Annotated in this window: 12 protein-coding genes; 4 read left to right on the top strand and 8 right to left on the bottom strand. The window is 71.9% G+C overall.

Annotated elements, in window-relative coordinates; genetic code table 11:
* Positions 1 to 9: 9 nt before the first annotated feature.
* Entirely contained in the window at positions 10 to 2,226 is a 2,217-nt protein-coding gene (locus ACN267_RS09485; protein ID WP_281897805.1) for an ATP-dependent RecD-like DNA helicase, read from the top strand.
* A 76-nt stretch (positions 2,227 to 2,302) separates the two neighbouring features.
* Here the strand turns inward: ACN267_RS09485 and ACN267_RS09480 are convergent, their stop codons facing one another.
* Positions 2,303 to 3,895 carry an arabinofuranosidase catalytic domain-containing protein gene (locus ACN267_RS09480; protein WP_204959999.1) on the bottom strand — a complete coding sequence of 531 codons (1,593 nt, stop codon included), beginning with the start codon at positions 3,893 to 3,895 and terminating at the stop codon, positions 2,303 to 2,305.
* Positions 3,896 to 4,055: 160 nt separating this feature from the next.
* A complete protein-coding gene (locus ACN267_RS09475) occupies positions 4,056 to 5,888 on the bottom strand; it encodes an RICIN domain-containing protein (RefSeq protein ID WP_421488451.1) in 1,833 nt (610 codons plus the stop codon).
* 324 nt (positions 5,889 to 6,212) lie between these two features.
* Between ACN267_RS09475 and ACN267_RS09470 the strand changes: the two genes are divergently transcribed.
* The gene (locus ACN267_RS09470; RefSeq protein ID WP_421488450.1) at positions 6,213 to 7,931 is read left to right on the top strand and encodes an amylo-alpha-1,6-glucosidase; all 1,719 of its coding nucleotides are present in this window, start codon (positions 6,213 to 6,215) and stop codon (positions 7,929 to 7,931) included.
* A gap of 18 nt (positions 7,932 to 7,949) precedes the next feature.
* On the opposite strand, the gene ACN267_RS09465 is transcribed toward ACN267_RS09470, so the two are convergent.
* A complete protein-coding gene (locus ACN267_RS09465) occupies positions 7,950 to 8,960 on the bottom strand; it encodes a LacI family DNA-binding transcriptional regulator (RefSeq protein ID WP_421488449.1) in 1,011 nt (336 codons plus the stop codon).
* A 639-nt stretch (positions 8,961 to 9,599) separates the two neighbouring features.
* On the opposite strand from ACN267_RS09465, the gene ACN267_RS09460 reads away from it, so the two are divergent.
* Positions 9,600 to 11,909 (top strand): ATP-binding protein, encoded by a 2,310-nt coding sequence (locus ACN267_RS09460; protein WP_421488448.1) that lies wholly within the window; start codon positions 9,600 to 9,602, stop codon positions 11,907 to 11,909.
* Here ACN267_RS09460 and ACN267_RS09455 read toward each other — a convergent pair.
* Together ACN267_RS09455 and ACN267_RS09450 are read right to left on the bottom strand one after the other, a co-directional pair.
* Positions 11,855 to 12,982 carry a helix-turn-helix domain-containing protein gene (locus ACN267_RS09455; protein ID WP_421488447.1) on the bottom strand — a complete coding sequence of 376 codons (1,128 nt, stop codon included), beginning with the start codon at positions 12,980 to 12,982 and terminating at the stop codon, positions 11,855 to 11,857. The two genes, ACN267_RS09460 and ACN267_RS09455, sit on opposite strands and share 55 nt — an antisense overlap.
* Before the next feature lie 163 nt (positions 12,983 to 13,145).
* On the bottom strand, positions 13,146 to 14,615 hold the full coding sequence (locus ACN267_RS09450) for an RICIN domain-containing protein (RefSeq protein WP_421488446.1): 1,470 nt from the start codon (positions 14,613 to 14,615) through the stop codon (positions 13,146 to 13,148).
* 483 nt (positions 14,616 to 15,098) lie between these two features.
* Here ACN267_RS09450 and ACN267_RS09445 point away from each other — a divergent pair, with 483 nt between their 5' ends.
* Positions 15,099 to 15,992 carry a hypothetical protein gene (locus ACN267_RS09445; protein ID WP_204959949.1) on the top strand — a complete coding sequence of 298 codons (894 nt, stop codon included), beginning with the start codon at positions 15,099 to 15,101 and terminating at the stop codon, positions 15,990 to 15,992.
* Positions 15,993 to 16,066: 74 nt separating this feature from the next.
* On the opposite strand, the gene ACN267_RS09440 is transcribed toward ACN267_RS09445, so the two are convergent.
* From ACN267_RS09440 to ACN267_RS09430, 3 genes are all read right to left on the bottom strand, one after another.
* The gene (locus tag ACN267_RS09440; protein ID WP_421488445.1) at positions 16,067 to 17,623 is read right to left on the bottom strand and encodes a class I SAM-dependent methyltransferase; all 1,557 of its coding nucleotides are present in this window, start codon (positions 17,621 to 17,623) and stop codon (positions 16,067 to 16,069) included.
* Between the two features lie 98 nt (positions 17,624 to 17,721).
* Positions 17,722 to 20,541 (bottom strand): M14 family zinc carboxypeptidase, encoded by a 2,820-nt coding sequence (locus ACN267_RS09435; RefSeq protein WP_421488444.1) that lies wholly within the window; start codon positions 20,539 to 20,541, stop codon positions 17,722 to 17,724.
* Positions 20,542 to 20,816: 275 nt separating this feature from the next.
* Complete coding sequence (locus tag ACN267_RS09430; RefSeq protein ID WP_421488443.1) at positions 20,817 to 22,322, bottom strand: phosphoesterase; 1,506 nt, start codon at positions 22,320 to 22,322, stop codon at positions 20,817 to 20,819.
* Positions 22,323 to 22,807: the final 485 nt, after the last annotated feature.

Genomic DNA, 22,807 nt, shown 5'->3' with positions numbered 1-22,807 from the left:
GATGACGGGGTGACCGCCCCCGCCCGCCCACCGCTCGCCACCCTGGACGCGGTCCTCGAACGGCTCACCTACGTCAACGAGGAGACCGGCTACACCGTGGCCCGGGTCGCCACCGACCGGGGCGGCGACCTGCTGACCGTGGTCGGCGCGTTGCTGGGCGCGCAGCCCGGGGAGAGCCTGCGGCTGTCGGGGCGCTGGTCGTCGCACCCGAAGTACGGCCGGCAGTTCGAGGTCGACTCGTACACCACGGTGCTGCCGGCGACCATCCAGGGCATCCGTCGCTATCTGGGCTCCGGCCTGGTCAAGGGCATCGGGCCGGTGTTCGCCGAGCGGATCGTGGCGCACTTCGGCCTGGACACCCTGCGGATCATCGAGGAGGAGCCCGCCCGGCTGGTCGAGGTCGCCGGGCTCGGGCCGAAACGCACCGCGAAGATCACCGCGGCGTGGGAGGAGCAGAAGGCGATCAAGGAGGTGATGGTCTTCCTCCAGGGCGTCGGGGTGTCGACGTCGCTCGCGGTACGCATCTTCAAGCAGTACGCTGACGCGTCGATCGAGGTGGTGACGAAGGAGCCGTACCGGCTGGCGGCCGACGTGTGGGGCATCGGCTTCAAGACCGCCGACACCATCGCCCAGGCGGTGGGCATCCCGCACGACAGCCCGCAGCGGGTGATGGCGGGCCTGCGGTTCACCCTGTCCGAGGCGACCGACGCGGGCCACTGCTATCTGCCCGCCCCGGCACTGGTCGCCGACGCCACGAAGATCCTCGACGTCCCCGGTGACCTCGTCACCCGCTGCCTGGACGACCTGATCGCCGAGGAGGGTGTGGTCCGGGAGTTCCTGCCCGGCGACGACGGCGAGCCGGTGCCGGCGGTCTACCTGGTGCCGTTCCACCGCGCCGAGCAGTCGCTGGCCACCTCGCTGCTGCGGTTGCTGCACGACCGGGCCGACCGGCTGCCCCACTTCACCGACGTCGACTGGCCCCGCGCGCTGACCTGGCTGCGGGCGGTCACCGGCAACGACCTCGCCCCCGAACAGGAGCACGCCGTCCGGCTGGCGCTCACCGCGAAGGTCGCGGTGCTCACCGGCGGGCCGGGCTGCGGCAAGAGCTTCACCGTGCGGTCCATCGTCGCGCTGGCGGCGGCGAAGAAGGCCCGGATCACCCTGGTCGCGCCGACCGGGCGGGCCGCGAAACGGCTGTCGGAGCTGACCGGGCACCCCGCCGCCACCGTGCACCGGCTGCTGCAACTGCGTCCCGGCGGGGAGGCCGTGCACGACCGGGACAACCCGCTCGACGTCGACCTGCTCGTCGTCGACGAGGCGTCCATGCTCGACCTGATCCTGGCCAACAAGCTGGTCAAGGCGGTTCCGCCGGGGGCGCACCTGCTCCTGGTGGGCGACGTCGACCAGTTGCCCAGCGTCGGCGCCGGGGAGGTGCTGCGCGACCTGCTCACCGCGCCGGCCGTCCCCCGGGTGCGGCTGACCCGGGTGTTCCGTCAGGCCGCCCAGTCGGGCGTGATCACCAACGCGCACCGGATCAACGCCGGCCGGCCACCCCTGCTCGACGGCCTGCCGGACTTCTTCCTGTTCGCCTGCGAGGACACGGAGGCCACCGCCGCGCTGACCGTCGACGTCGCGTGCACCCGGATCCCCTCCCGGTTCGGTCTCGACCCGCGCCGCGACGTGCAGGTCCTCGCGCCCATGCACCGAGGGCCGGCCGGCGCCGCCGCGCTGAACACCCTGCTGCAACAGCGGCTCACCCCGCACCGGGAGGGCCAACCGGAGCGGCGGATGGGTGGGCGGGTGTTCCGCATCGGCGACAAGGTCACCCAGATCCGCAACAACTACGACAAGGGTCAGGCCGGCGTCTTCAACGGCACCCTCGGTATCGTCACCGCGATCACCCCGGAGGAGCAGACCCTCACCGTCCGCACCGACGAGGACGAGAGCCTCGACTACGAGTTCGACGAGTTGGACGAGTTGGCCCACGCCTACGCGATGACCATCCACCGCTCGCAGGGCTCGGAGTACCCGGCGGTGGTGGTGCCGCTGACCACCAGCGCCTGGATGATGCTGCAACGCAACCTGCTCTACACCGCCGTCACCCGGGCCCGGCAACTCGTCGTCCTGGTCGGTTCCCGGCGGGCGCTGGCCGCCGCCGTCCGTACCGTCGGAGCGGGCCGCCGGCACACCGCGCTGGACCACCGCCTCGGCGCGCCGGCCGGGTAGCACCGGTGTCGCACGCCGACGACCCGCCGCGCCGGCCACCGTGGTCGGTGACCGGCGCGACGACCCGTGGCCGGTGTCAGCGGTAGCCGGCGGCGGTGATGTTGGCCTGCACCGCGTTCTCGGTGGCGTCCGACGGGTAGCCGGCGACCATCGCCCCCTCGTAGAAGGTGCCGGCGCTGAGGTTCGCGCCGCCGTCGGGCTTGCAGCAGTCCCCGCCGCTGCCCAGGATGATCGCACCCTGCTTCTTCATCGGGCTGTAGCCCGGCGGCAGCGACCCGTCGTAGAGGGTGTAGAGGCTGCCGGACTGGGCGTTGCTGCCCTTGATGGCGAAGCGGGAGGTGCCGTTGTTCTTCAGGGTGGCGGTGACGAACTTGTGCGGGAACGCCCGCTGGTTGGGGTTCCAGGAGCTGCTGCCGCCGGGGAACAGCCCCCACTCCAGGTCGGCCTGCACCCACGGGCCGGAGCCGGAGCAGCCGCCGAACCAGCACTGGGTGCTGAAGTTGATCGCGTCCATCGCCCCGGCGGCGTCGGCCTTGCGGGTGGTCTCGCTGTTGCCGTAGTCGAAGCAGCAGCCGTTGTTGACGTGGGTGCCGCTGGTGACCATGTACATGCCTTCGGGGGCCGCGCCGGTCGGGATACCGGTCAGGTGGCCGTCACGCCAGTAGCTGTTGCCCGGGTTGATGTAGAGCGAGTACGCCTTCGCGCCGCCGACGGTCAGCGACTCCGACGTCGCGACCGCCGGCCGGCTCTGCGGCGACCCGGGGACCACGCTGGAGCCCTGGTACCACAGGTCGTTGCCGCGACCGGACTGGTCGAACACGACAGTCACCACGCAGGTGGTGCCGGTGCAGAAAGCGTCCTGCGTGGCGGCGTTGGCGGTGCCGCCGGTGCCGGTCAGCCCGATGTTGCGGGTGGTGTTGTCCGAGGAGCGGCGGACCTGGTAGAGGTTGCCGGCGTAGGCGGCGTAGAGCGCCCGGGTGGTGCTGTGGGCGGCCACGCACGGGGTGCCACCGGCGGCGTAGAGGTCGCACGGCAGGGCGCCGGCGGGCGGGGGAGTGGTCGGCGGCGGCGTGGTCGGCGGGGTGGTGGTGGGCGGGGTGGTCGGCGAGGTCCACTGCTGGTTGGCCTGACCGTTGCATGTCCACAGCAGGATCTTGGTGCCGTTGGCGGTGCCGTTGCCGTTGGCGTCCAGGCACAGGCCGGACTGCACGCCGACGATGGTGCCGTTGGCGTTGACGTTCCACTGCTGGTTGGTCTGGCCGTTGCAGTCCCAGATGATCGCCGCCGTGCCGGCGGTGGTGCCCCGGCCGGAGGCGTCCAGGCACTTGTTGCCGTAGACCGTGAGTTGCCTGTTGGTGGTCCAGGTCCAGGTCTGGTTGGCCCCGCCCTGGCAGTCCCACAGCTGGGTCTGGGTGCCGTTGGTGGTGCTGGAGTTAGGGACCTCGAGGCAGCGCCCGGAGGCGGTGCCGACGATCCGGGTGCTCTGTCCCGGCTCGATGGCGGCCATGGCCGCGGCGGCGGCCTCGGCGGCGGGGGAGGTGACACCGGGGGCGGCCCCGGCGATGACGAGGAGGCCGGCCAGCGCGCCGACCAGCAGGGTCAGCCGGTGTCGGCGGCGGGACCGGGGGACGGGACCGGTGACCGGTCCGTTCGGGGACGGGGTGCGCACGGGGCGGCTCCTTGGTGCGTCGACGGGGTGGGCCGGGTGGACCCGCCCTCGGGTGGTGGTGGCGAATCGGTTCGCCAGCCCTCCCAGGATCACCCAAGACAGTGACATAAATCAATTTGAAGGGGGGTGTGTCCGGCCCCGGTCGCACGGGCCGGCGGTGTCACCGGCCCCAGAGCCGCCAGGTCTGGTTCAGCGGGCTGCTCTGGCTGACCGGCTTGCAGGTCCACTGCAGGATCCGCGCCCCGGCGGCGGTGGAGACCCCGTTGACGTCGACGCACTTGTTGCTGTGCCGGGCGACGAGCTGGTAGTCGTGCGGATCGTTGCCCCCGTAGGTCACCCGGCGCAGGGTGAACTGCTGGTTGGGGCCGTTCTGGCAGGTCCACTGGTCGACGGCCGCGCCGTCGGCGGTGGACGCCCCGCTGACGTCCAGGCACCTGCCGCTGTGCTGGTTGACCACCGTGTACGTGTCGGCCACCCCGGCGACCGGCCGGAAGTTCCACAACTGCTGGTCGCCGCCCTCGCAGGGGAACTGCTGCTGGGGGTTGCCGTCGGTGGTGCCCGAGCCGGTGTTGTCCAGGCACTGCTGGGAGTGCTGGGCCACCGCCACCGACGTGAAGCCGGTCTCCGTGGGCGGCAGCACGGTGACGGTGTACGTGTCGTTCGGGTTGCCGTACGGCAGGGTCACCGAGGCGGCGTTGTTGGTCAGCGTGACCACGGTGTTCGACACCGTGACCGGCCCCTGCACCGCACCGCCGTTGTTGTAGGGGATGCGCTGGGTGAGCACCCGCACCTGGTTGTTCTGCACGATGCCGCCGGTGGCGTCCAGCCGTTGCAGGTTGACCGTCAGGTTGCCGGTGGTCCGACCGCCCCCGACGAGCACCTTCGCCGCCCCGGTCGCCCGGGTGGCGAAGGCGTCGTAGGACTGGCTGGGGGTCACCGCGACGATCTGCCCGGTCTGCGCGGCGTAGTAGCGGTAGACCCACCACTCGCCCTTGGGCTGGTGCTGGCCGGCGGCATTGCGGACCAGCAGGTTGCCCAGGTCGTTGTGCAGGTTGCCGGCGCTGGCCCAGTTCGCCCGCAGGCCGTCCGTGCGGGCCCGCTCCAGCCGGGCGATGTACCAGGCGCCGTCCGCCGGGTTCTGCTCGTTGCTCGCGCCGTACTCGTTGATCTGGTAGGGCCGGGGGTGGGCGATACCTCGCGCGTCGAGGGTGGCGTTGGCGGCGGCGACGTTGGCGACCGGGTCGCCGGGCAGCGCGTGCCAGCTGACGATGTCCGGCACCGTGTTGGTGGAGCGGACGAAGTCCAGGTACTGGTTCCAGAACGCGTGGTTGGTCGACGGCACACAGGCGCAGCTCGGCCCGACGATGAGCTGGTCGGGGAACTCGGCGCGCAGCCGCTGGTAGGTGCGCCGCCACAGTTCGAGGTACTGGGAGATCGGGCGGTTCCAGAAGATGGTGATGTTGGGTTCGTTCCAGATGTCCCACTGCACCCGCAGCCCGGCCGCCCGGACGTCGCCGATGAGCCGGGTCAGGAAGGCGTCGTAGTCGGTCCAGTTGCCGTTGTCGCCGGGAAAGCGGGAGATCCCCGCGCCGTCCGCGCCCCACAGGTCGTGCGGCAGGATGACGAACTGGCCGCCCAGGGCGGCGGTGCGCCGGGCCTGGGCGAGCGTGGAGTTCCACCGGCGGTCGTAGTTGCCGCCCACCCAACCGCTGCCCGGCAGCTGGGCACCCCCGGCCCGCATGGACTGGAACCTGACGTCCCGGTAGAAGTGGTCGGCCGGGCCGCTGGCGTTCTCGGTCATGCCGTAGATCCAGCCGGAGGCCCGGTAGGTGGGGGTGCCGTCGGTGCTGGCGAAGTTGACGCTGATCGACTCGTCGGCGGCCCGGGCCGGGGTGGCGGCGACGGCGGTGGCGGCGATGGCGAGCAGGCCGACGGCGATCCGGGTGGTGATCGCGCGGGCTCGTCCGGGCCGGCGGTGGGACGGGGTGTTCACGGCGGCTCCTTGTGGGGCGTGGGACGCTCTCCGGGAGGGCTTCGTGGGCGAATCGATTCGCAAGGGATCGTAGGGTCAGATGATGAAGGATGTCAATGTAATGACGGTCCGATGAAGGGGGTGTTTCCACAGATGATCTGCGTTTCGGTCAGCCAGGCGCACCTGCTGGCCCGGACCAGCGGGGTCCTCCTTGACCCCCGGGCGCGGGCGGACCTATCTTCGTTCGAATCGATTCGAGGCGTCGGTCCCGCTGTCCGCCGCTGGTGGCCCGACGTGGCACCGTCGAAGGCTGACCACCCGAACCACGAAAGGGCGTCACCTGCCATGACCGACGTACCGTCCGGCCCGGAGTTCTCCCTCCAGGACGTCCCGTTCAGCTACCGCGGTTCCTGGTTCGACATCTCTCCGGTGGTGGCCGAGAAGACGTACGCCGACGACCTGCACCTGGTCTCCCACCAGAACGGCATGCACCCGGTGCTGCGCCTGGCCCCGCACGCCGACGCCACTGTCGTCGCCACCCCCGTGCTGCTCAGCTGGCACGCCGGCGACGACCGGATCGAGGTCGGCTACCAGGGGCCGGACACCCTCCGGCTGCGGGGCCGGGGGCTCGGCCTGCGGATCGCCGCCGCCGCCCGCACCCTCACCCCGTTCAGCGGCACCTACCTCTACCGTGACCCGGTCGACGGGTCGGTCGTGTTCACCTCCTACGAGACGGGCCGCCGCTACCGGGTCACCGGGCTGTCCGCGCCGCTGCGCGACGTGGTGGGCGTCGAGGCGCTCGGCGTCGCCGACAGGTGGCTGGACCTCCCCGCCGACCGGCCCTGGGAGATCGCGGTCGAGGAGTACGCCACCGCCCGGCCCCCCTACCGGCCGGCCGGCACCTTCGACGAGCTGTGCCGCGAGCGCAGCGCCGAGTTCGCCGCCTTCGTCGACGCGGTCGCCCCCTGGCGCGACGCCGACACCCCCGCCGCCGAACTGGCCGCGTACGTGCTGTGGTCGGCCACCGTCGAGCCGGCCGGTTTCGTCACCCGGCCGGCCGTGTTGATGTCCAAGCACTGGATGGACAAGGTGTGGAGCTGGGACCACTGCTTCAACGCGATCGCCCTGGCCGCCGGCGAACCCGAGCTGGCCTGGCACCAGTTCCACCTGCCGTTCGACCACCAGGACGCCGCCGGCGCCCTGCCCGACTCGGTCACCCACTCCGAGGTGCTGCACAACTACGTCAAGCCACCCGTGCACGGCTGGGCCCTGGGCCAGCTGCGCCGCCGGCTGCCCACCCCGCCGGACCGGACGGCGCTGGCCCGGACGTACGACCGGCTGGCCCGGTGGACCCGGTTCTGGCTGGACGCCCGCCGCGCCCTCGGCCGCGACCTGCCCCACTACCAGCACGGCAACGACAGCGGCTGGGACAACGCCACCACCTTCGACGACGGCCGGGTCCTGGAGACCGCCGACCTCGCCGCGTTCCTGGTCGTCCAACTGCGCTGCCTGGCCGACCTCGCCACCGAGCTGGGCGAGCCCGCCGCCGGCTGGTCGGCCGAGGCCGACCGGGTCCGCACCGCGCTGCTGCGCGACCTGTGGGACGGCGAACGGTTCACCGCCCGCAGCCCGCACACCGGGCGACGCCGGGCCAGCCGCAGCCTGCTCGACCTGATGCCGGTCATCCTCGGCGACGACCTGCCGGCCCCGCTCACCGGTGCGCTGGCCCGGGGCGTCGCGGCCCACCTGACGGCCCACGGGCTGGCCACCGAGCCGACCGACTCGCCGCACTACCTCGCCGACGGCTACTGGCGGGGGCCGATCTGGGCCCCGTCCACCGTGCTGGTCGAGGACGGGCTGCGCCGGGCCGGGCACACCGCACTGGCCGACGAGGTCAGCCGGCGGTTCCTGGCCCTGTGCGAGAAGTCCGGGTTCGCCGAGAACTTCGACGCCGAGACCGGCACGGGGCTGCGTGACCGGGCGTACACCTGGACGGCCAGCAGTTATCTCGTGCTCGCCGGCGCCCGGCAGGAGCGCCGGAACCCGCCGGGCGTCGGGTCGTGACCGCCGGACCGGCCCGGGTCAGCGGGGCCGGGGACCGGTGCTGGACCGCAGCGAGATGGGTGGGGCGTAGAGCCGGTGGCGGGGCGTGCCGCCGGGCGCGGCGATCAGCTCCAGCAGCAGCGTCACCGCCTCGGCCCCCATCTGGCGCATCGGCACGTCCGCTGCGGTCAGCGGCGGGTGGAAGTCCTCGGCCCAGTGCTGGGCGGCGACCCCGGTGACGGAGAAATCGCCAGGCACCGACAGACCGGCGGCGTCCAACGCCCGCCGGATCCCGGGCAACGCGGCCTCGTTGATCGTGGCCACCGCCGTGACCTGCGGATGGGTCGCCAACAGTTGCGTCACGCACGCCTCGCCCGAGGCGGTGTCGTCGCCGCAGCAGACGTCGACACCGGTCAGGTCCCGTTCGTCGACTGCCGCCCGGAAACCGGCCAGGGCGCGGTGGCTCGGGCCGTAACCCGCCGCGACCAGCTCGGCGGACCGGTTCACCAGGGCCACCTGACGGTGCCCCAGGTCGGCCAGGTGGTGCACGCAGCGGGAGATCAACGCCGCGTAGTCGACGTCGATCCAGCTCATCCCATGCGGTTCGGCCGTCCGGCCGATCGTCACGAACGGCACGCCCGCCCTCGCCAGCCGGGTCACCCGGTCGTCGGTCAGCCGGATCTCCATCAGCACCACCCCATCCACCCGCCGCCCGGTGACGATCCGCTCGAACGACCGGTCGTGGTCGCCGCCGGACGGGGACAGCAGCACGTCCAGATCGTGCCGGGCGGCCGCCTCGACGACGCTGGCGACGAAGCCCAGCTGCATGTCGGTCAGGCGCTGGCTGGCCGGGGGGATGACCAGTCCGAGGGTGCGGGTGCGTCCCTCCTTCAACGCGCGGGCGCTGGCGTTCGGCCGGTAGCCCAGCTCGTCGATGACCGCCTGGATCCGCTGCCGGGTCGTCGCCGACACCGCCCGCTTCCCACTCAACACGTAGGACACGGTGCTGCGGGACACTCCGGCCCGCCGGGCGATCTCCCCGATGTTCATGCCCGCCCTCAACGCCGAATTCCGGCAGCGACGCGGGAATGCGCCGTGCTTCCCGTGGAGCATAACGGTTCCGCAATTCGACGCCGCACAGGAACAGTTCCGGCGCGGCCCGCAGCCAATCCGGCGATACCGATGTCCGTGGCCGCCGAGGTCAGCCGGCCGGTGCCGGTCGAAAGGCGGCGCATTATCCGGCGCGAAAAACTGACGTGAATGGTCTGACGTCTGACGCCGCACCGGTAGCGGGCGAAAAATCGTCCGCACTCGACGGCAGTTCCCGGTCGGCCCGGTGACGTCACGAAAGGGTGACCACACCGGTGGCCGGACGACGGTTCCGCCTGCCGTTCTGCATGGCTTCCATCGGCAGACGTCGGTGTAATAGGGACAGTCGGACGGCGGCGGTCCGGACCGACGACAGGCGGAGCCAGGGTGACGGTCGGCACCGGCAGACCGCCCAGTGTATCGAGATGTGGGACCCGCTACATCGGTGTCGACACCCACGGCAGTGGTGACGCGTACGCCCGGGCGTGCACCTACGACGGGTACCAGACGTGCCGGCTCAATGGCGGGTGATCGGACCGGTGCGAAAAGTCACTGATCGATGCCTGGCGTCGCGGGTGGTGTTCTGTGAGGGTGTGCTCGGTGAAGCCGACACCGAGCGCACCCGAACGACCGAGCGCACCCGGAAGCCCGTCGCTGGGTGCTGTCCTGCGTGGCTGCCGCGTGGCGGCGGGCCTGTCGATCGAGGCGCTCGCCGAGCGGTGCGGGGTCAGCGCCCGGGCGATCAGCGACATCGAACGCGACCGGGTCCGGCGTCCGCAACGGCGCACCCTGACCGTCCTGTTCGAGGTCCTCGCCGTGCCGGACGACGAGCGTCGCCGCCTGGTCGAGGCCACCTCCGTCCGGCCGGCCGTGCCCGATCCGCCGCGTTACTTCAGCGGCCGGGCGAGGGAGCTGCGGGCGCTGGGCGACCTCGCCCGCCGCCCGCCGGGTGACCGGCAGCAGGCCACCGTGGTCGTCGTCACCGGGCCGGCCGGGGTGGGCAAGACCAGCCTCGTGCTGCGGGCCACGGCCGACCTGGCCACGGAGTTCCCCGACGGCCGGTTCTTCGTCGACCTGCGCGGGATGGACGACGTCCCGACCACCCCCGGCGAGGCGCTGCACCGGTTGCTGCGGGCGCTCGGCGTGCCGGAACAGCGGATCCCCGCCGGCTGCGACGAGCGGGCGACGGCGTACCGGTCGGCGTTGTGTGAGCGCCGGGCCCTGGTGGTGTGGGACAACGCCGCCGACGAGGCGCAGGCCCGGCCGTTGCTGCCCGGGGCCGGACGCAGTCTCGTGCTGTTCACCAGCCGACGGCGACTCAGCGGTCTGGACCCCGCACAGTGGCTGTCCCTGGAGCCGCTGCCGGCCGAGGACTCCACCGCGATGCTGCGGGCCATCGCCGGGCCCGTCGCCGTCGACCCGGCCGAGCTCAGCGAGCTGGCCCGGCACTGCGGTCACATGCCCCTGGCGTTGCGTGTCACCGGGCAACGGCTGTCGGCCGAGCCGGGTCTGTCCGTCGCGGAACTGAACCGACGGTTCACCGGTGAGCAGGCCCGCCTGCGGGTGATCGACGCCGACACCGCCGGCATCCACACCGCGCTGAGCCTGTCGTACCGGCGGCTCGGGGACGACCTGCGGCGGACCTTCCGGCGGTTGTCGCTGATGCCGGGTCCGGACTTCGGCCCGGACCCGGTCGCCGTGGTCACCGACGTCCCCGACGCGGACGCCGAGCAGCGGCTGGAAGCCCTGGTGGAAAGCGGTCTGGTGGCGGCCGTGCCGGCGGACCGCTACGGGCTGCACGACCTGGTACGCGCCTTCGCCGCCGACCGGCTGACGGCCGAGGAGCCGGACGCGGCCGGCCCGTTGCGGACGTCCTCGCTGCGCTGGTGGCTTTCCCGGACCACGGCGGCGGGGCGGCACTTCGAACCGGACGGACCGCCGTCGCTGACGCAGTTCCGGGATCGCGGGGCGGCGACGGCGTGGCTCGACGCCGAACGGGGCAACTGGTTCGGGGCGTTGCGGTCGGCCGCCGCCGAGGGCCTGTACGGACCGGTGGTCGAGACCGTCGACGCGCTGCACTGGTTCTCCGACAGCCGGGTCCATCTCGACCTCTGGCCGGAGGTCTTCCGGTTGTCCGCCGAGTCCGCCGCCCGGCTGGGTGACCCCCGCACCGAGGCGGTCCATCTCAACTACCTGTCCTGGGCGCAGGCGATCTGCCAGCGCGAGTACGCCGGCAGCGTGACCACCGCCATGCGGGCCCTGGACCGGGCGGTCGACGCGGGCGACCTGGCCCAGCAGGGTTGGGCACTGCTCTACGCCGCCAGCGGCCACACCGGGTTGGGCGACCACGCGGCGGCGCTGCGGCAGCGGCAACAGGCATGGGTGCTGCTGCGCCGCGCCGGCGATCCGGAGGGTCTGCCGCAGGCGATGGCCTCGCTCGGCACCTCGCTGTTGTCGCTCGGCAGACCCACCGAGGCGCTGCGGGTGCACCAGCGGACGCGATGCCTGCTCCGCGACCCCCGCTATCCCATCGCGGCCTTCGCCCGGGCCGCCACCGACGCGTTGAACTGCCGACGGATCGCCGGTGATCTCGCCGCTCTCGACAGGTGGCCGGAGTGTGTCACCGCGCTGCGGGAGGCGGTCGCGCGGTTGCGGGCCAGCGCGATGCCGGCGTTCGAGGCACTGGTGTCGGTGGAACTGGTCGAGGCGCTGCGGCGCACGGGGGAGACCCGGGACGCCCCGGCGTACCTGCGGCGGGCGATCGAGCTGGCCGACGACTGTGACGATCCGGATCTGGCCGGCCGGGCCGCGACGCTGCTCGCCGAACTCGCCCCCGACGGCGTCGATCCGGGCGGTCAGGTGCCGGTGGCGACGCGGGCGAAGGCGCGTACCAGCGGGTGCGGCTCGTAGCGGTGTCCCCGGCCGGCGGTGACCCAGCCCCGTTCGGCCAGGTCGAGGAAGCCCGCCTCGGCGGGGACCGGGCCGGCCGGCCGGGTCAGCAGCCGGACGGCCCGGCGGGCCCGGGCCGGCAGCCCCGCGTACGTGCGCTCGAACGCGTCGCGTACCGACAGGTCACCGGCGACCAGCGCGTCCAGGACCCGCTCCGGCCTGGCCAACCGGTCGACCAGCCACTGTGCGCTCCACTGCGGCCGGGTCAGCAGCCGGTTCGCGGTCACCCGCAGGGCCAGCGGCAGGCCGCCGCAGCCGGCGGCGAGCGCGGTGACCGCGGGTGCGGGCGCGGTGCCGTCCACCATCGTGTCGAGGGCGGCCCGCGCGTCGGCCGCCGGCAGGGGCGGCACCAGCCACCTGTCGGTCACCGCGAGGCCCGTCAGCGGGTGCCGGCCGGTGATCAGGGTGACACCGAGGGCGTCGGGCGGCAGCAGCGGCCCGACCTGGTGGTCGTCGCGCACGTCGTCCAGCACGACCAGGGTCCGCCGGCGGCGCAGCAGGTCCCGGTACGCCCCGATGGCCACCGGGTCGGGCCCGTGCGAGGACGCGTCGGCAGGTGGCAGCAGCCGACGGGCGATCGTCGCGGCGGTGGCGTCCGCGACCGGCCCGAGGAAGCGCACCCCGTCGGGGAACCGCCAGGCGAGGTCGGTGGCGGCCTGCACCGCCAACGCCGTCTTGCCCGCCCCGGGCAGACCGATCAGCTGTACCGCGTGGCGGTGTTCCAGCCGTGCGGCCAGCCAGGCGAGGTCGTCGCGGCGGCCGGTGAAGTGTGTGGTCACCCCGGGCAGACCGGTGACCCCGGCGACCTGTCCGCCGGCCGAGCGGAGCTGGTCGGCGTCCACCCCGTCCAGGCCCAGCGCCGCGCCCAACGCCCGGAGGGTGCCCTGGTGCGGGCGGCGGATCCGGTGTCGTTCGATCCCGCCGATCGTCCGGGGGCTCACCCCGGAGCGGACGGCGAGTTCATCGATGGTCAGCCCGGCGGCGATCCGCAGTGACCGGAGCCGGTGAAGCTGTTCCTGCGTGTTGTCCCGCACCCCGTACCCCCGCGGTGACGTCTGTTGTCCGGTCCAGTAGACGTCGCCGGGGGGATACCTGGGGTGAGGGCATCGTCACACCTTGTTCCGGGGCTGGTGGGACGCGGGGCGGTGGTCGTCCGCCGTCCCGGCCTGCGGGAGGCGGGACGGCGGACGGGGTCGGTCAGGAGACGCCGACCCGCTGCCACTGCTGGTTGGCGGCGGTGCCGCAGGCGTACTGGATCACCCGGGCGCCGTCGGCGGTGGAGTAGCCGGTGACGTCCAGGCACCTGCCGCTGTGCCGGGCCACGAACTGGACGTACCCGGAGCCGGCGTCGCGGACCTGCCACTGCTGGTCGGTGCGCCCCGACTGGCAGCCGAACTGCTGCACCGGCGCGCTGTCGGTGGTGGATCCGCCGGCCACGGTGAGGCACTTGTCGCTGTGCCGGGCGACGATCTGGACGTACCCGGAGCCGGCGTCGCGCAGCTGCCACTGCTGGTTGGTGCCGTTGTTGCAGGCGTACTGGGCCACCGCGGCGGCGTCGGCGGTGGACCGGTCGAGCACGTCCAGGCACTTGCCGCTGTGCCGGGCGCGCAGCGTGTCGAAGGTGTAGCCGCCGTTGACCCCGGAGACCACGCCGGTGGCGGTGTCGATGGTGAGTTGCGGGTACCAGCTCATGGTCAGCGAGGTGGCGGTGGGGAAGTTCAGCGGCAGCCAGACGTAGCGGGACTGGTTGACCGGGCCGCCCGTCGCGCCGGCCCACCGGTCGCCGAGATAGAGGTACGAGGTGGCGGCGCTGCCCTGCACCGGCAGCACGTACGCCGACTGGGAGTCGTAGGTGGTGCCGTCGGCGAAGTTCGTGGGGTTGGTCCAGGTGCCGCCGACACTGCTCGCGGTGGCGTACCGGGCCTGGTTGGGTGACCAGCCGGTGGCGCCCGAGGTGACCAGGAAGTAGACCCCGTTGCGTTTGAACATCGCCGGGGCCTCCCGGTAGTTGTCCGGCCACAGCGTCCGCACCAGTGACGCGACCCCGGTGTAGTCGGCGGTGAGGCGGTAGATGTTCAGGTCGGCGTTGTTGCGGGTGGCCGAGATCAGGTACGCGGTGCCGTCGTCGTCGCGGAACACCGTCTGGTCCCGCGAGTCGTGCCCCAGTGGCCGGAAGCTGCCCAGGTAGCGGTAGTTGCCGTCGACCGTGCTGGAGGTGGCCACCGCGACCCGGGCCTGGTTGTAGTCGACGCCGTTCTCCCAGTGCATCCAGAGCACGTACTGGCCGGTGCCGGCGTTGTAGATCACCTTCGGCCGTTCGATGTTGGCCGTCGCCAGTTCCCCGGCGGAGGACTGGGTGAGCACGTTGTTGCGGAACTCCCAGCTGCGCAGGTCGGTGGAGCGGTAGACCGACACGTACCGGAAGGTGTTGTTGTCGTTGCGGTTCTCGCCGAACCAGTAGTAGTAGTCGCCGACCTTGATCATGCCGCCGCCGTGCGCGTGCACGCCGACGCCGGCGGTGTCGGTGAACTGGGTGCCGTTGACCACGGTGACGGGTGCGGCCCGTGCGGCGGGGGCGGTGAGGGTCAGCGGGGCGAGCACGGCCGCGCAGGCGGCGAGGGCGAGGACGATCCGGCGGAGGGTGGTGGGGTGGGGCGCGGCAGGCATGGGCCGCCTCCTCGTGCGGTGGACGCGGGGTGCCCGCGGGGACGGGCGGGACCTTCTCATGAGCCTCACGATAAGCCGGTCCACCGATGCATGCCCATACTTCAATCTCATGAACATCGATATATAGTGGACGAGCCTGAGATCCGCGCCACGTTGGCGTTTACAGCGGGCGTCGCGGTTGTCGAGATCGTGATGCGTGATCTGCATCACATTATGAACCCTTCTCGCGGTGCCCGGCACGGAAGGCGCGATCCGGGCGGAATCCCTTTTCTGCACCCCACTTTTCGCTGCCGGAGGCACCCGCGACGGGTCGGTAGGCGGCAGGGTGGATCGCGCTTTGCCACGGAAAGTAGTCGCATCCCGCCGGCCCGTGGTCGGCCGGGGTTCGTTGCCGTCCGACAATCAGCGCCTCGGTTTGTGCCGCTCACTACCCTGACCGATGATCCAGTGCCTGGGTACCGTCGACAGCGATAAGGGCTTCAGATGAGCAACAGTCACCCTCCGTACGGAGAACAGCCGGATCCGAACGTCACCCCGTGGAGCGGGCCGCCGGCACCGCCCGCCGGCTACCCGGCGTACGGCCAGCCTGGTCAGGCCCCGCAGTACGGTCAGGCCCCGCAGTTCGGCCAGGCCCCGCAGTTCGGTGTCCCCGTGCCGCCGCAGAAGTCGAACCGGGGCCTGGTCATCGGCCTCATCGTCGGCGCGGTGGTCCTCATCCTCGCGCTCTGCGGCGCCGGGATCGGGCTCGCCCTGGTCGGCAACGACGACGAGCCCGACCCGACCCCGACGCCGAGCGCGACCGCGGCCAACCCGGGGCCCGGCACGGACACCTCGTCCACCCCGCAGGCGACCGAGCCGCCCACGGAGCAGCCGAACAACAACAACAACGCGGTGACCGCGCGCTACTCCAGCGACCTGTCGTCGGTCTGTGACGGCAGCCCGATCCTCAACGCGGCCACCTACAGCGGCCCGTCCACCGCCAAGGCGTACGTCTTCTCGAACAACCCGGAGCGGCCGACGTTCTGGTCGTCGAAGATCGTCGGCTCCGACAAGCGGTACTACGCCAAGTCGGCGGACTTCACCACCGTGTCGGTGGTCGGCTGCATGTCGATGGTCCCGGGCAGCGAGGGCGCGCCCAAGAAGTGCGACTACAAGGCCAGCGACGGCAAGAACGTCAGCGTCTCGTACATCTCGTCGCGCTACCAGCTGACCTTCTACGCGGCGAAGACCGCGGAGAAGATCGGCGACGGCGGGACCGTCAACGCCCCGGCGACCCGGTGCCCGAGCTTCATCTCGTACAACAAGACGACGATGAAGGCGTACGCGGCGCCGGACAGCGGCACCATCGAGGCGGCGCTGGACAAGTTCCTGTCCTGACCCGGCCCCTGACGGCGGTGCCGGGGGTGGGAGGATCCCTCCCGCCCCCGGCCTTCCGTCTTTCCGCCGCCGGATCAGGTGTTGACCGGCCGGCGGGCGACCAGCAGCACGTGCGTCACCGGCCAGTCCAGCGGGGTCCCGTCCACCGTCGACAGCGCCGCGGTCGGCGCGAGCCGGTGGGTGACGATCCAGTCGTTGCGGTACGGGCCGCTGGCCGGGTCGACCTCGAACCCCACGTCGGCCAGCAGGGCCTTCCAGTCGGCCCACTCCAGCCCGCAGAACTCCTCCTGCGTCTCGGACAGCCAGTTGTCGGTGTAGTCCTTGCGGGTGAGGAAGTCCATCGCCGCGCCGAGCGGCAGCTCGACCACCGCACCGGTGCCGTCGTCGACCGGGCGGAACCCGAACGGGAACCGGTAGTCGACGGCGAACTGGTCCAGCCGGGCCCGGGTGGACAGCCCGGCGAGGTGCGCGGCCACCCGGTCGGCCGGCAGTGACGCCAGATCCTCGCGGGGCCGGGTCGGGTTCGCCCCGTCGGTCGTCGACAGCCGCAGCCGTACCGTCCGGTCCCGGCCGTCCGGCCCGCAGACGTCGCTGTTGATCCACACCCCGCCGGGCACCGTGTGGTCGTAGATGGCCTGCACGAACCGGCGCAGCGACGCCATCCGGTCGCCGTACGACCAGATCTCGTGGGTCAGCGCGAAGGTCATCGTGGTGTCCACCGAGCGGGGCGCGAACACCGCCCCGCCGAGCACGTTGCGGCGGTAGAAGAAGACGTTCGGGTTGGCGAAGAAGCCCTGGGCCTTCTTGTGCACGCACTCCTCGTACAGGTGCCGGGCCACCTCGACCCCGATCAGGTCGCTCTCCCGCAGCGCCGGCTCCCGGTCGGCCAACTCCAGCACCGCGCCCGCGCCGCAGCCGACGTCGACGATCCGACCGGGCCGTACGTGCTCGCGCACCGCCGTCCACTTACGCTGTGCCGCGTCGGCGAACGCCTCGGCGTACGTCCGGTAGTCGCGGGTGGCGGTCAGCCCGCCCTCGTCGCCGACGACCGGGTCGTTGACCACCGAACGGACCAGGTCGTCGAGCCGGTAGCGGGCGTAGACGTCGAGGGTCGCCGGGTGGGCCAGCTCCCGCCAGGACGGGTCGTCGGCGGCCAGCCGCAGCAGCACGTCCCACGGGCGGGCCGGTGCCGGGTCGACGTCGGCCTCCACCCCGGCGATCGGGAACCCCAGCCTCGCGTACATGGCGGCCACCTGCGGCGTCGAACAGGCGACCACGGTGTTCGCCGGGGTCAGCCCCAGGCCGGCGGCGGCGGCCACGTTCTTGAGCGTCACCTCGGCGAACCGGTCGGTCTCGGCGGTGTCGAAGACCGGCACCACCACCGACCGCAGGCCGGCCAGCACGCTGAACCGTTCGATCGCCGCCTCCCGCCGGTGGTAGGGGACGGGGTTGCGACGGGTGTTCTCGTGGTTGGCCGAGGTGACCGCCCACACCACGGTCACCCCGTCGTCGGCGGCCCGGTCGCCGTCCGGGGTGTCGTGGTGACCGGTGGTGGCGAGCCGGTGCAGATAGTCGGCCTGGAACCGGGTCAGCAGGTGATGTCGGCCGGGAAACAGCAGGTAGCGGGGCATGCGATGTTCCTAGCCGACGCGTCCTGCCCGGCGTCGCGCGGGGTGCCGGGACGGTCGGGGGCGGACACCGCACGGTGCCCGCCCCCGACCGGTCGGGATCAGCCCACCAGCGAGCGCAGCGGGACCTGCTCGGCGCGCAGCGTCCGCACCAGGTCACCCAGGAACGGGTGCTCGTCGATCTGGAGACCCGCCGGGTTGGGGATCACCAGGTACGCCGAGCCGTCCGCCACCGTGACCCGCGCGGTGTCGGTGTACCGCTGCACGACCGCCTCGGTGCGGGCCAGGTCGCCGGCGGCCACCTGGAGGGTGAACGGCCGCCACTGTCCGCCCAGGTTCTCGGCGACCGGGGCGGCCGCCGCGGCGGCGCGGGCCGGGTCGACCGGGACCGGCGACGCGGTCCGGGCCGCCGTGCCGCCGCCCGGGTACAGCAGCGCGTTGGCCACCAGGTGCAGGCCACTCTCGTTGTACGCCCGGAACAGCGGGTTGAACGCGAACAGCACCGCCCGACCGGCCCCGGTCGGCTCGTCCACCACCGCGACCGTGCCCTTGAGCGCGTCACCCTGCACCGTGTAGCCGTTGGCCCAGAAGGTGTCCCCGCTCGGGTAGCGCAGCACGTTGCGGCCGGTGCTGCTCGGGGTGAGGATCGGGTCGTTGTTGTTGAACTCGAAGTCCTCAGCCGGCCGCCCCAGCCCGACCGGGCTGTCCGGGTCCACGTCCACCCGCAGGTGCGAGCCGATCACCGTGTAGCCGGTCGGCTTCGGCTTCTCGGTGGTCGAGGTGAGACCGGCGGCGCGGGCCATCCGGGTGCCCTCGTTGCGCAGGCCCAGGTAGGTGTGGCCCTGGGCGATCCAGGCCCGCAGGTTGGCCTGCCCGGTCGCGGTCAGCCCGCCGGTGGCGTTGCTGCCGTCCGGCACCAGCAGCACCGTCCGGCCGGTGAAGGCGGGGGTGTTGTCGTTGATGTCGGCGGTGGTGACCGGGGTGAGGTTCAGGCCCCACCGCTTGCCCAGCACGTACCGGGCCTCGCCGTGCGAGCCGGAGGTGGTGGAGATGCCGGTGCCCTGGAACAGGCCGACGTCGGGCCGGCTGATCGGGGTGCCGACGGCCGCCGTGGTGTACGGGGTGAGCGTGACGCCCAGCTTCTTGGCCGTGGTGTTCAGCTCCGGCGTCAACGCGCCGGCCGGCATCCCCACCTGGCCGTTGTCGAGGTCCCGCACCAGCTGCACGTCCCTGCCCAGCAGGGTGAAGGTGAACTCGGCCGCGGCGGCGGAGTCCAGCTCGTAGGTGTAGGAGCCCTTCAGCGGCGGCGCGGCCAGGATCTTGCCGCCACCGGTGTTCTGGATCTTGTCGATCAGCTCCGCGTTGGGCTTGACGTCGGCACCGGTGTAGACGGCGTTCACACCCATCAGCAGCGGGTTGCTCCACGACGACACGTCGTAGAAGTACGGGAACGGCGTGTACGGGTCCTCACCCATGATCGCCTGGATCCAGTGCTTCTGCGGCTGGTTCATCGGGATCCAGTACGACCCGACCGGCACGGTCAGGTTGGTCGCCGACCGGCCACCGAAGAGCTTCGCGGTGGGCAGCTTGACGGCTTTCTTGACCTGGTAGACCTCGACGTCCATCCGGCGCAGCCGCTCGACGAGCTGGCGGGCGTCGGCGAGCTGCCGGTCGGGCAGCAGGAAGTACGACCTGATGGTCTGCGCCGGCACCGGGAACTGCACGGTGTTGGTCGGCTGGACCACCTCGTTGGGCTCCAGCGCGCCGGCCCGGCCCTGGGCGAGCGCGTCCTTCCAGACCTTGTACCAGCCGTTCAGCACCTCACCCTTGTGCGCCGCCGCCCAACCGAGGGTCGACCACTGGGTGTGGAACTGCTGCTGCACCCGGTCGGCCACCGCCGACGAACTGCCCTTCTCGAAGGTCATCCCGGCGGCACCGAAGCCGGCGGCCGGCACCGTGTCTCCGTACCCCATGAAGAACAGGTCGTAGGTGGAGTAGTTGAAGTAGCACTCGGTGGTCACCGTCGCGTCGCACGCGCCGTTGTAGCCGAAGCCGGCCTTGTTGGCCTCGCCGATCCGGTTGATCCAGTCGACCGCCTCGCCGGAGATCTCGTGGTGGATCGGGTCGGCGTTGGGCGGGAAGAAGTACTGCCGGCCGCCCATCTCGTGCGCGTCGATGAAGACCTGCGGCGGATACTTCCGCATCAGTTCGAGCTTGCCGTCGGTCTCCTGCTGGGTGCGGGCGAACCAGTCCCGGTTCATGTCGAAGCCGTACTCGTTCTGCCGGCGGCTGGCGTCGCGGCCGTCCGGGTTCTGCGTCGGCACGATGACGGTGATCAGGTTGTCGTTGCGCTGCTCGACCTCGCAGGAGAGCCCGGCGGCCAGCTCGTACAGGGTCTTGAGGGCGGCATCGGTGCCACTCTTCTCGCCGCCGTGCACGTTGGCCGTCACCCAGACGATGGCCGGGGCCGCCTCGGCGATCTCACCGGCCTGCTGCTGGTTGACCGTCCGGGGGTCGCGCAGCGAGCGGACGTCCTCGGCGATGCCCTTGAGCACGGCCGGCCGGACGTTGCGCTCGTTGGACACGATCGCGTACGGCAGCGGCTGGCCGAGCACGCTGGTGCCCATGACGCCGGTGACGACCCGCTTCGAGGCGGTGTCGACGGCGTCGAGGTAGCCCCGCACCTCCTCGTTGGTGACCACCCGTTCCTGGCCGGTGCCGAGCGGGAAGCCGAGGAAGCTCTCCGGGCTGGGCACCGAGGCCAGGCGGTCGGCGGGATCGGTGCTACACGTCGTCGGGGGTGCGGCGGAGGCGGACGGGCCGACCACCAGGGGGGTGATTCCGGCCAGGAGGACGATGGCGGTGGCGCTGGCCAACCGCTGGCGGGAAAGCGAGGCGGAGCGGATTATCGGCGTTCGCATGAGGCGTTTCGTTTCCCTTCCCGGGAAATGAATCAAGGGTGCCCGGAGCGTATGACCTGCGCTTTCGGGTGGTCAAGATTCACAACCCGGGGCCGGTACGCGATTCGCCAATTGCCCCACACCCGCTCGAACACGGGCGTTTGGTGGCGAGTCCCGGCGTCCACCGTGGACCGAGGCCCGCCGGGGAGGCTCCCGCCGCACCCCGGATCATATTCAACGTCGTCGACCCGGTGGGGGCGGTCCCGGCCCGCCGACGGCGGGCCGGGACCGGACGGTCAACGCACCCGGACGAACACCGGGTTGGAGTAGAACCACAGGTCGTTCCACGGGCTCTCCAGCCCGTCGGCCAGCGGCTCGGCCTCGTCGGTGCTGGTGCCGCGCACCCGCAGGTAGCTGTCGACCCCGACGTCGCGCAGGGTGTGCCGGATGACGTACTGCGCGCCCTGCTGCCGCCAGTCGCGCGGACCGAACCGGGCCACCACGGCGGTGGTGGGGTTGGTGTCGGCGTCCCGGTCGACGCTCGGACCGGTCACCCGGCCGACGATCAGGTCGACCCGGCGGACCTGCGGCCGGTCGCCGTTGGCGTTCGTGCCGGCCGGCGGCCGGAACCGGATCACGACGTCCACGTCGGTGCGGTCGCGGCGGCTGACGGTGACGGTCTCGCCCGCTCCGGCCGAGTGCCCCTGGCTGCTGGCGGTGACGTCGAGGCGGCTGATCAGGTCACCGGTGGTGACGAAGATCCGCCCGTGGCGCAGGCCGTCCATGATGTCGTGGTACTCCTGCCGGGCCAGCACGTAGGTCTTGCTGTATTCACCCGGCCAGAAGTCGGTGCCGCCCCGGGTCCAGTGCACGTGTGAGTCGGACGTCGCGGTGATCCACCAGCGTCGCCCCTCGCCGAGCAGCGCGTCCCACAGCCCGCCGACCCGGGCGGTCGCCTGGTCGTAGCCGCCGTAGGTGGGGTGGTTGCCGTAGCCGCCGCGGGCGCTGCCGTTGAGTGGGCCCGCCTGGTGGCCCGGGGCGCCCTCGAAGCCGACGTACACGTCCGGGGCCGCGTCGTTGCCGTTGCGGAACTCGTGCGGGAGGTCCTGCCCGTACACCCCGAGCCCGGTCGCCGAGCGGGAGGTGTGGTGGGCGATCACCAGCGGCTTGTGCGGCATTGTCCGCGCGACTTTGAGGAACTCCACCATCTTGGCCTCAGTGTCGCGGCCCGGGTCGGCCGGGAACGGGTCCCGCTTGGCGAACCGGCTCTCCAGCTCGAAGAGCTGCTTCGCCTCGTCGGCGTGCCGGGGGATCATCAGGGTGTGGTGGTCCATCGCCGGGGCGTCGAACTCCATGCCCCAGAACTGCAACACCTCGGGCACCAGCCGGCGGGACCGGAGCAGATCGGGGTACGCCTGCTCCAGGTTCACCTTGGAGTGCGTCGGTCCACCGTGGTCGGTGCACATGGCCCAGGTCAGCCCGAAGTTCTTCGCCATGATCGCGTTGGTGACGATCGGGTAGACCGCGTCGGCGCCCTTGCGGAACGTCGGCGGGTTCGTCGAGGTGTCGAAGTCCCCGCTGTACTCGGAGTGGATGTGGTGGTCGCCGGCCCGCCAGCTCCGGTCATCGGCCCGACCTGCCCCGGCCGTCGCCTGGTCCTGCCGGTCCGGGTCGGCGTGGGCCGCCTCGACGCCCACGAACGGGCCGGCGGCGGCGAGCGTCGCGCCGACGCCCGCGTATTTCACCAGTTGGCGGCGGGACAGTTGACCGCCTGTGGCGTCCTCGGAATCCCTGTGCTGCACTGCGGAGCCCTCCACGTGATCCGGATGTCGACCGTGTCGGTGACGAAGCCTCCGAGAGGAGGGTGAACGGCCGCTGCACGGCGTGCGGGAGGGAGGTGAACGACGGCCGGCCAGCGCCGCCGCGCGCCCGGCCCGGCCGGTGGCCGGGCCATCACCTGTCGTGGCCCCGGCTGCCGTCCCGGGTCGCCTCCCACGGGTGGGATATCTATGCGGTTGCATTTCCGGGTCATTGGTGAGAAAGAGGTCTCATTGACCGCTTGCTATGCCGCAACTAGTATTCGGTGCGCAGAAGGTCAACGGGGAGTGGTCGGCGGCATCCACATCGAATGCTATTCCGGTGTCGTCCGGCCTGTTCGTCAAGCTCCTGGCGAATCCATTTCGGAGCCATTCCCCGCCACCTATTCCACGACCCGGTCCCGAGAAACGCCGGGCGGGTCGTCATGTCGCGTGCGCGGGGGTCACCGGGAGGTGGCATCGACTCCCGG

This window comes from Micromonospora sp. WMMD734, assembly GCF_049178975.1.
Classification (GTDB): Bacteria; Actinomycetota; Actinomycetes; order Mycobacteriales; family Micromonosporaceae; genus Micromonospora; species Micromonospora wenchangensis.
The sequence above is the reverse complement of the archived record's forward strand: the minus strand, read 5'-3'. Positions and strand labels throughout refer to the sequence as shown.

Coding starts and splice junctions, on each gene's coding strand:
- ACN267_RS09470 (WP_421488450.1), top strand. CDS start 6,213: ATGACCGACGTACCGTCCGGCCCGGAGTTCTCCCTCCAGGACGTCCCG.
- ACN267_RS09465 (WP_421488449.1), bottom strand. CDS start 8,960: ATGAACATCGGGGAGATCGCCCGGCGGGCCGGAGTGTCCCGCAGCACC.
- ACN267_RS09450 (WP_421488446.1), bottom strand. CDS start 14,615: ATGCCTGCCGCGCCCCACCCCACCACCCTCCGCCGGATCGTCCTCGCC.
- ACN267_RS09445 (WP_204959949.1), top strand. CDS start 15,099: ATGAGCAACAGTCACCCTCCGTACGGAGAACAGCCGGATCCGAACGTC.
- ACN267_RS09440 (WP_421488445.1), bottom strand. CDS start 17,623: ATGCCCCGCTACCTGCTGTTTCCCGGCCGACATCACCTGCTGACCCGG.
- ACN267_RS09435 (WP_421488444.1), bottom strand. CDS start 20,541: ATGCGAACGCCGATAATCCGCTCCGCCTCGCTTTCCCGCCAGCGGTTG.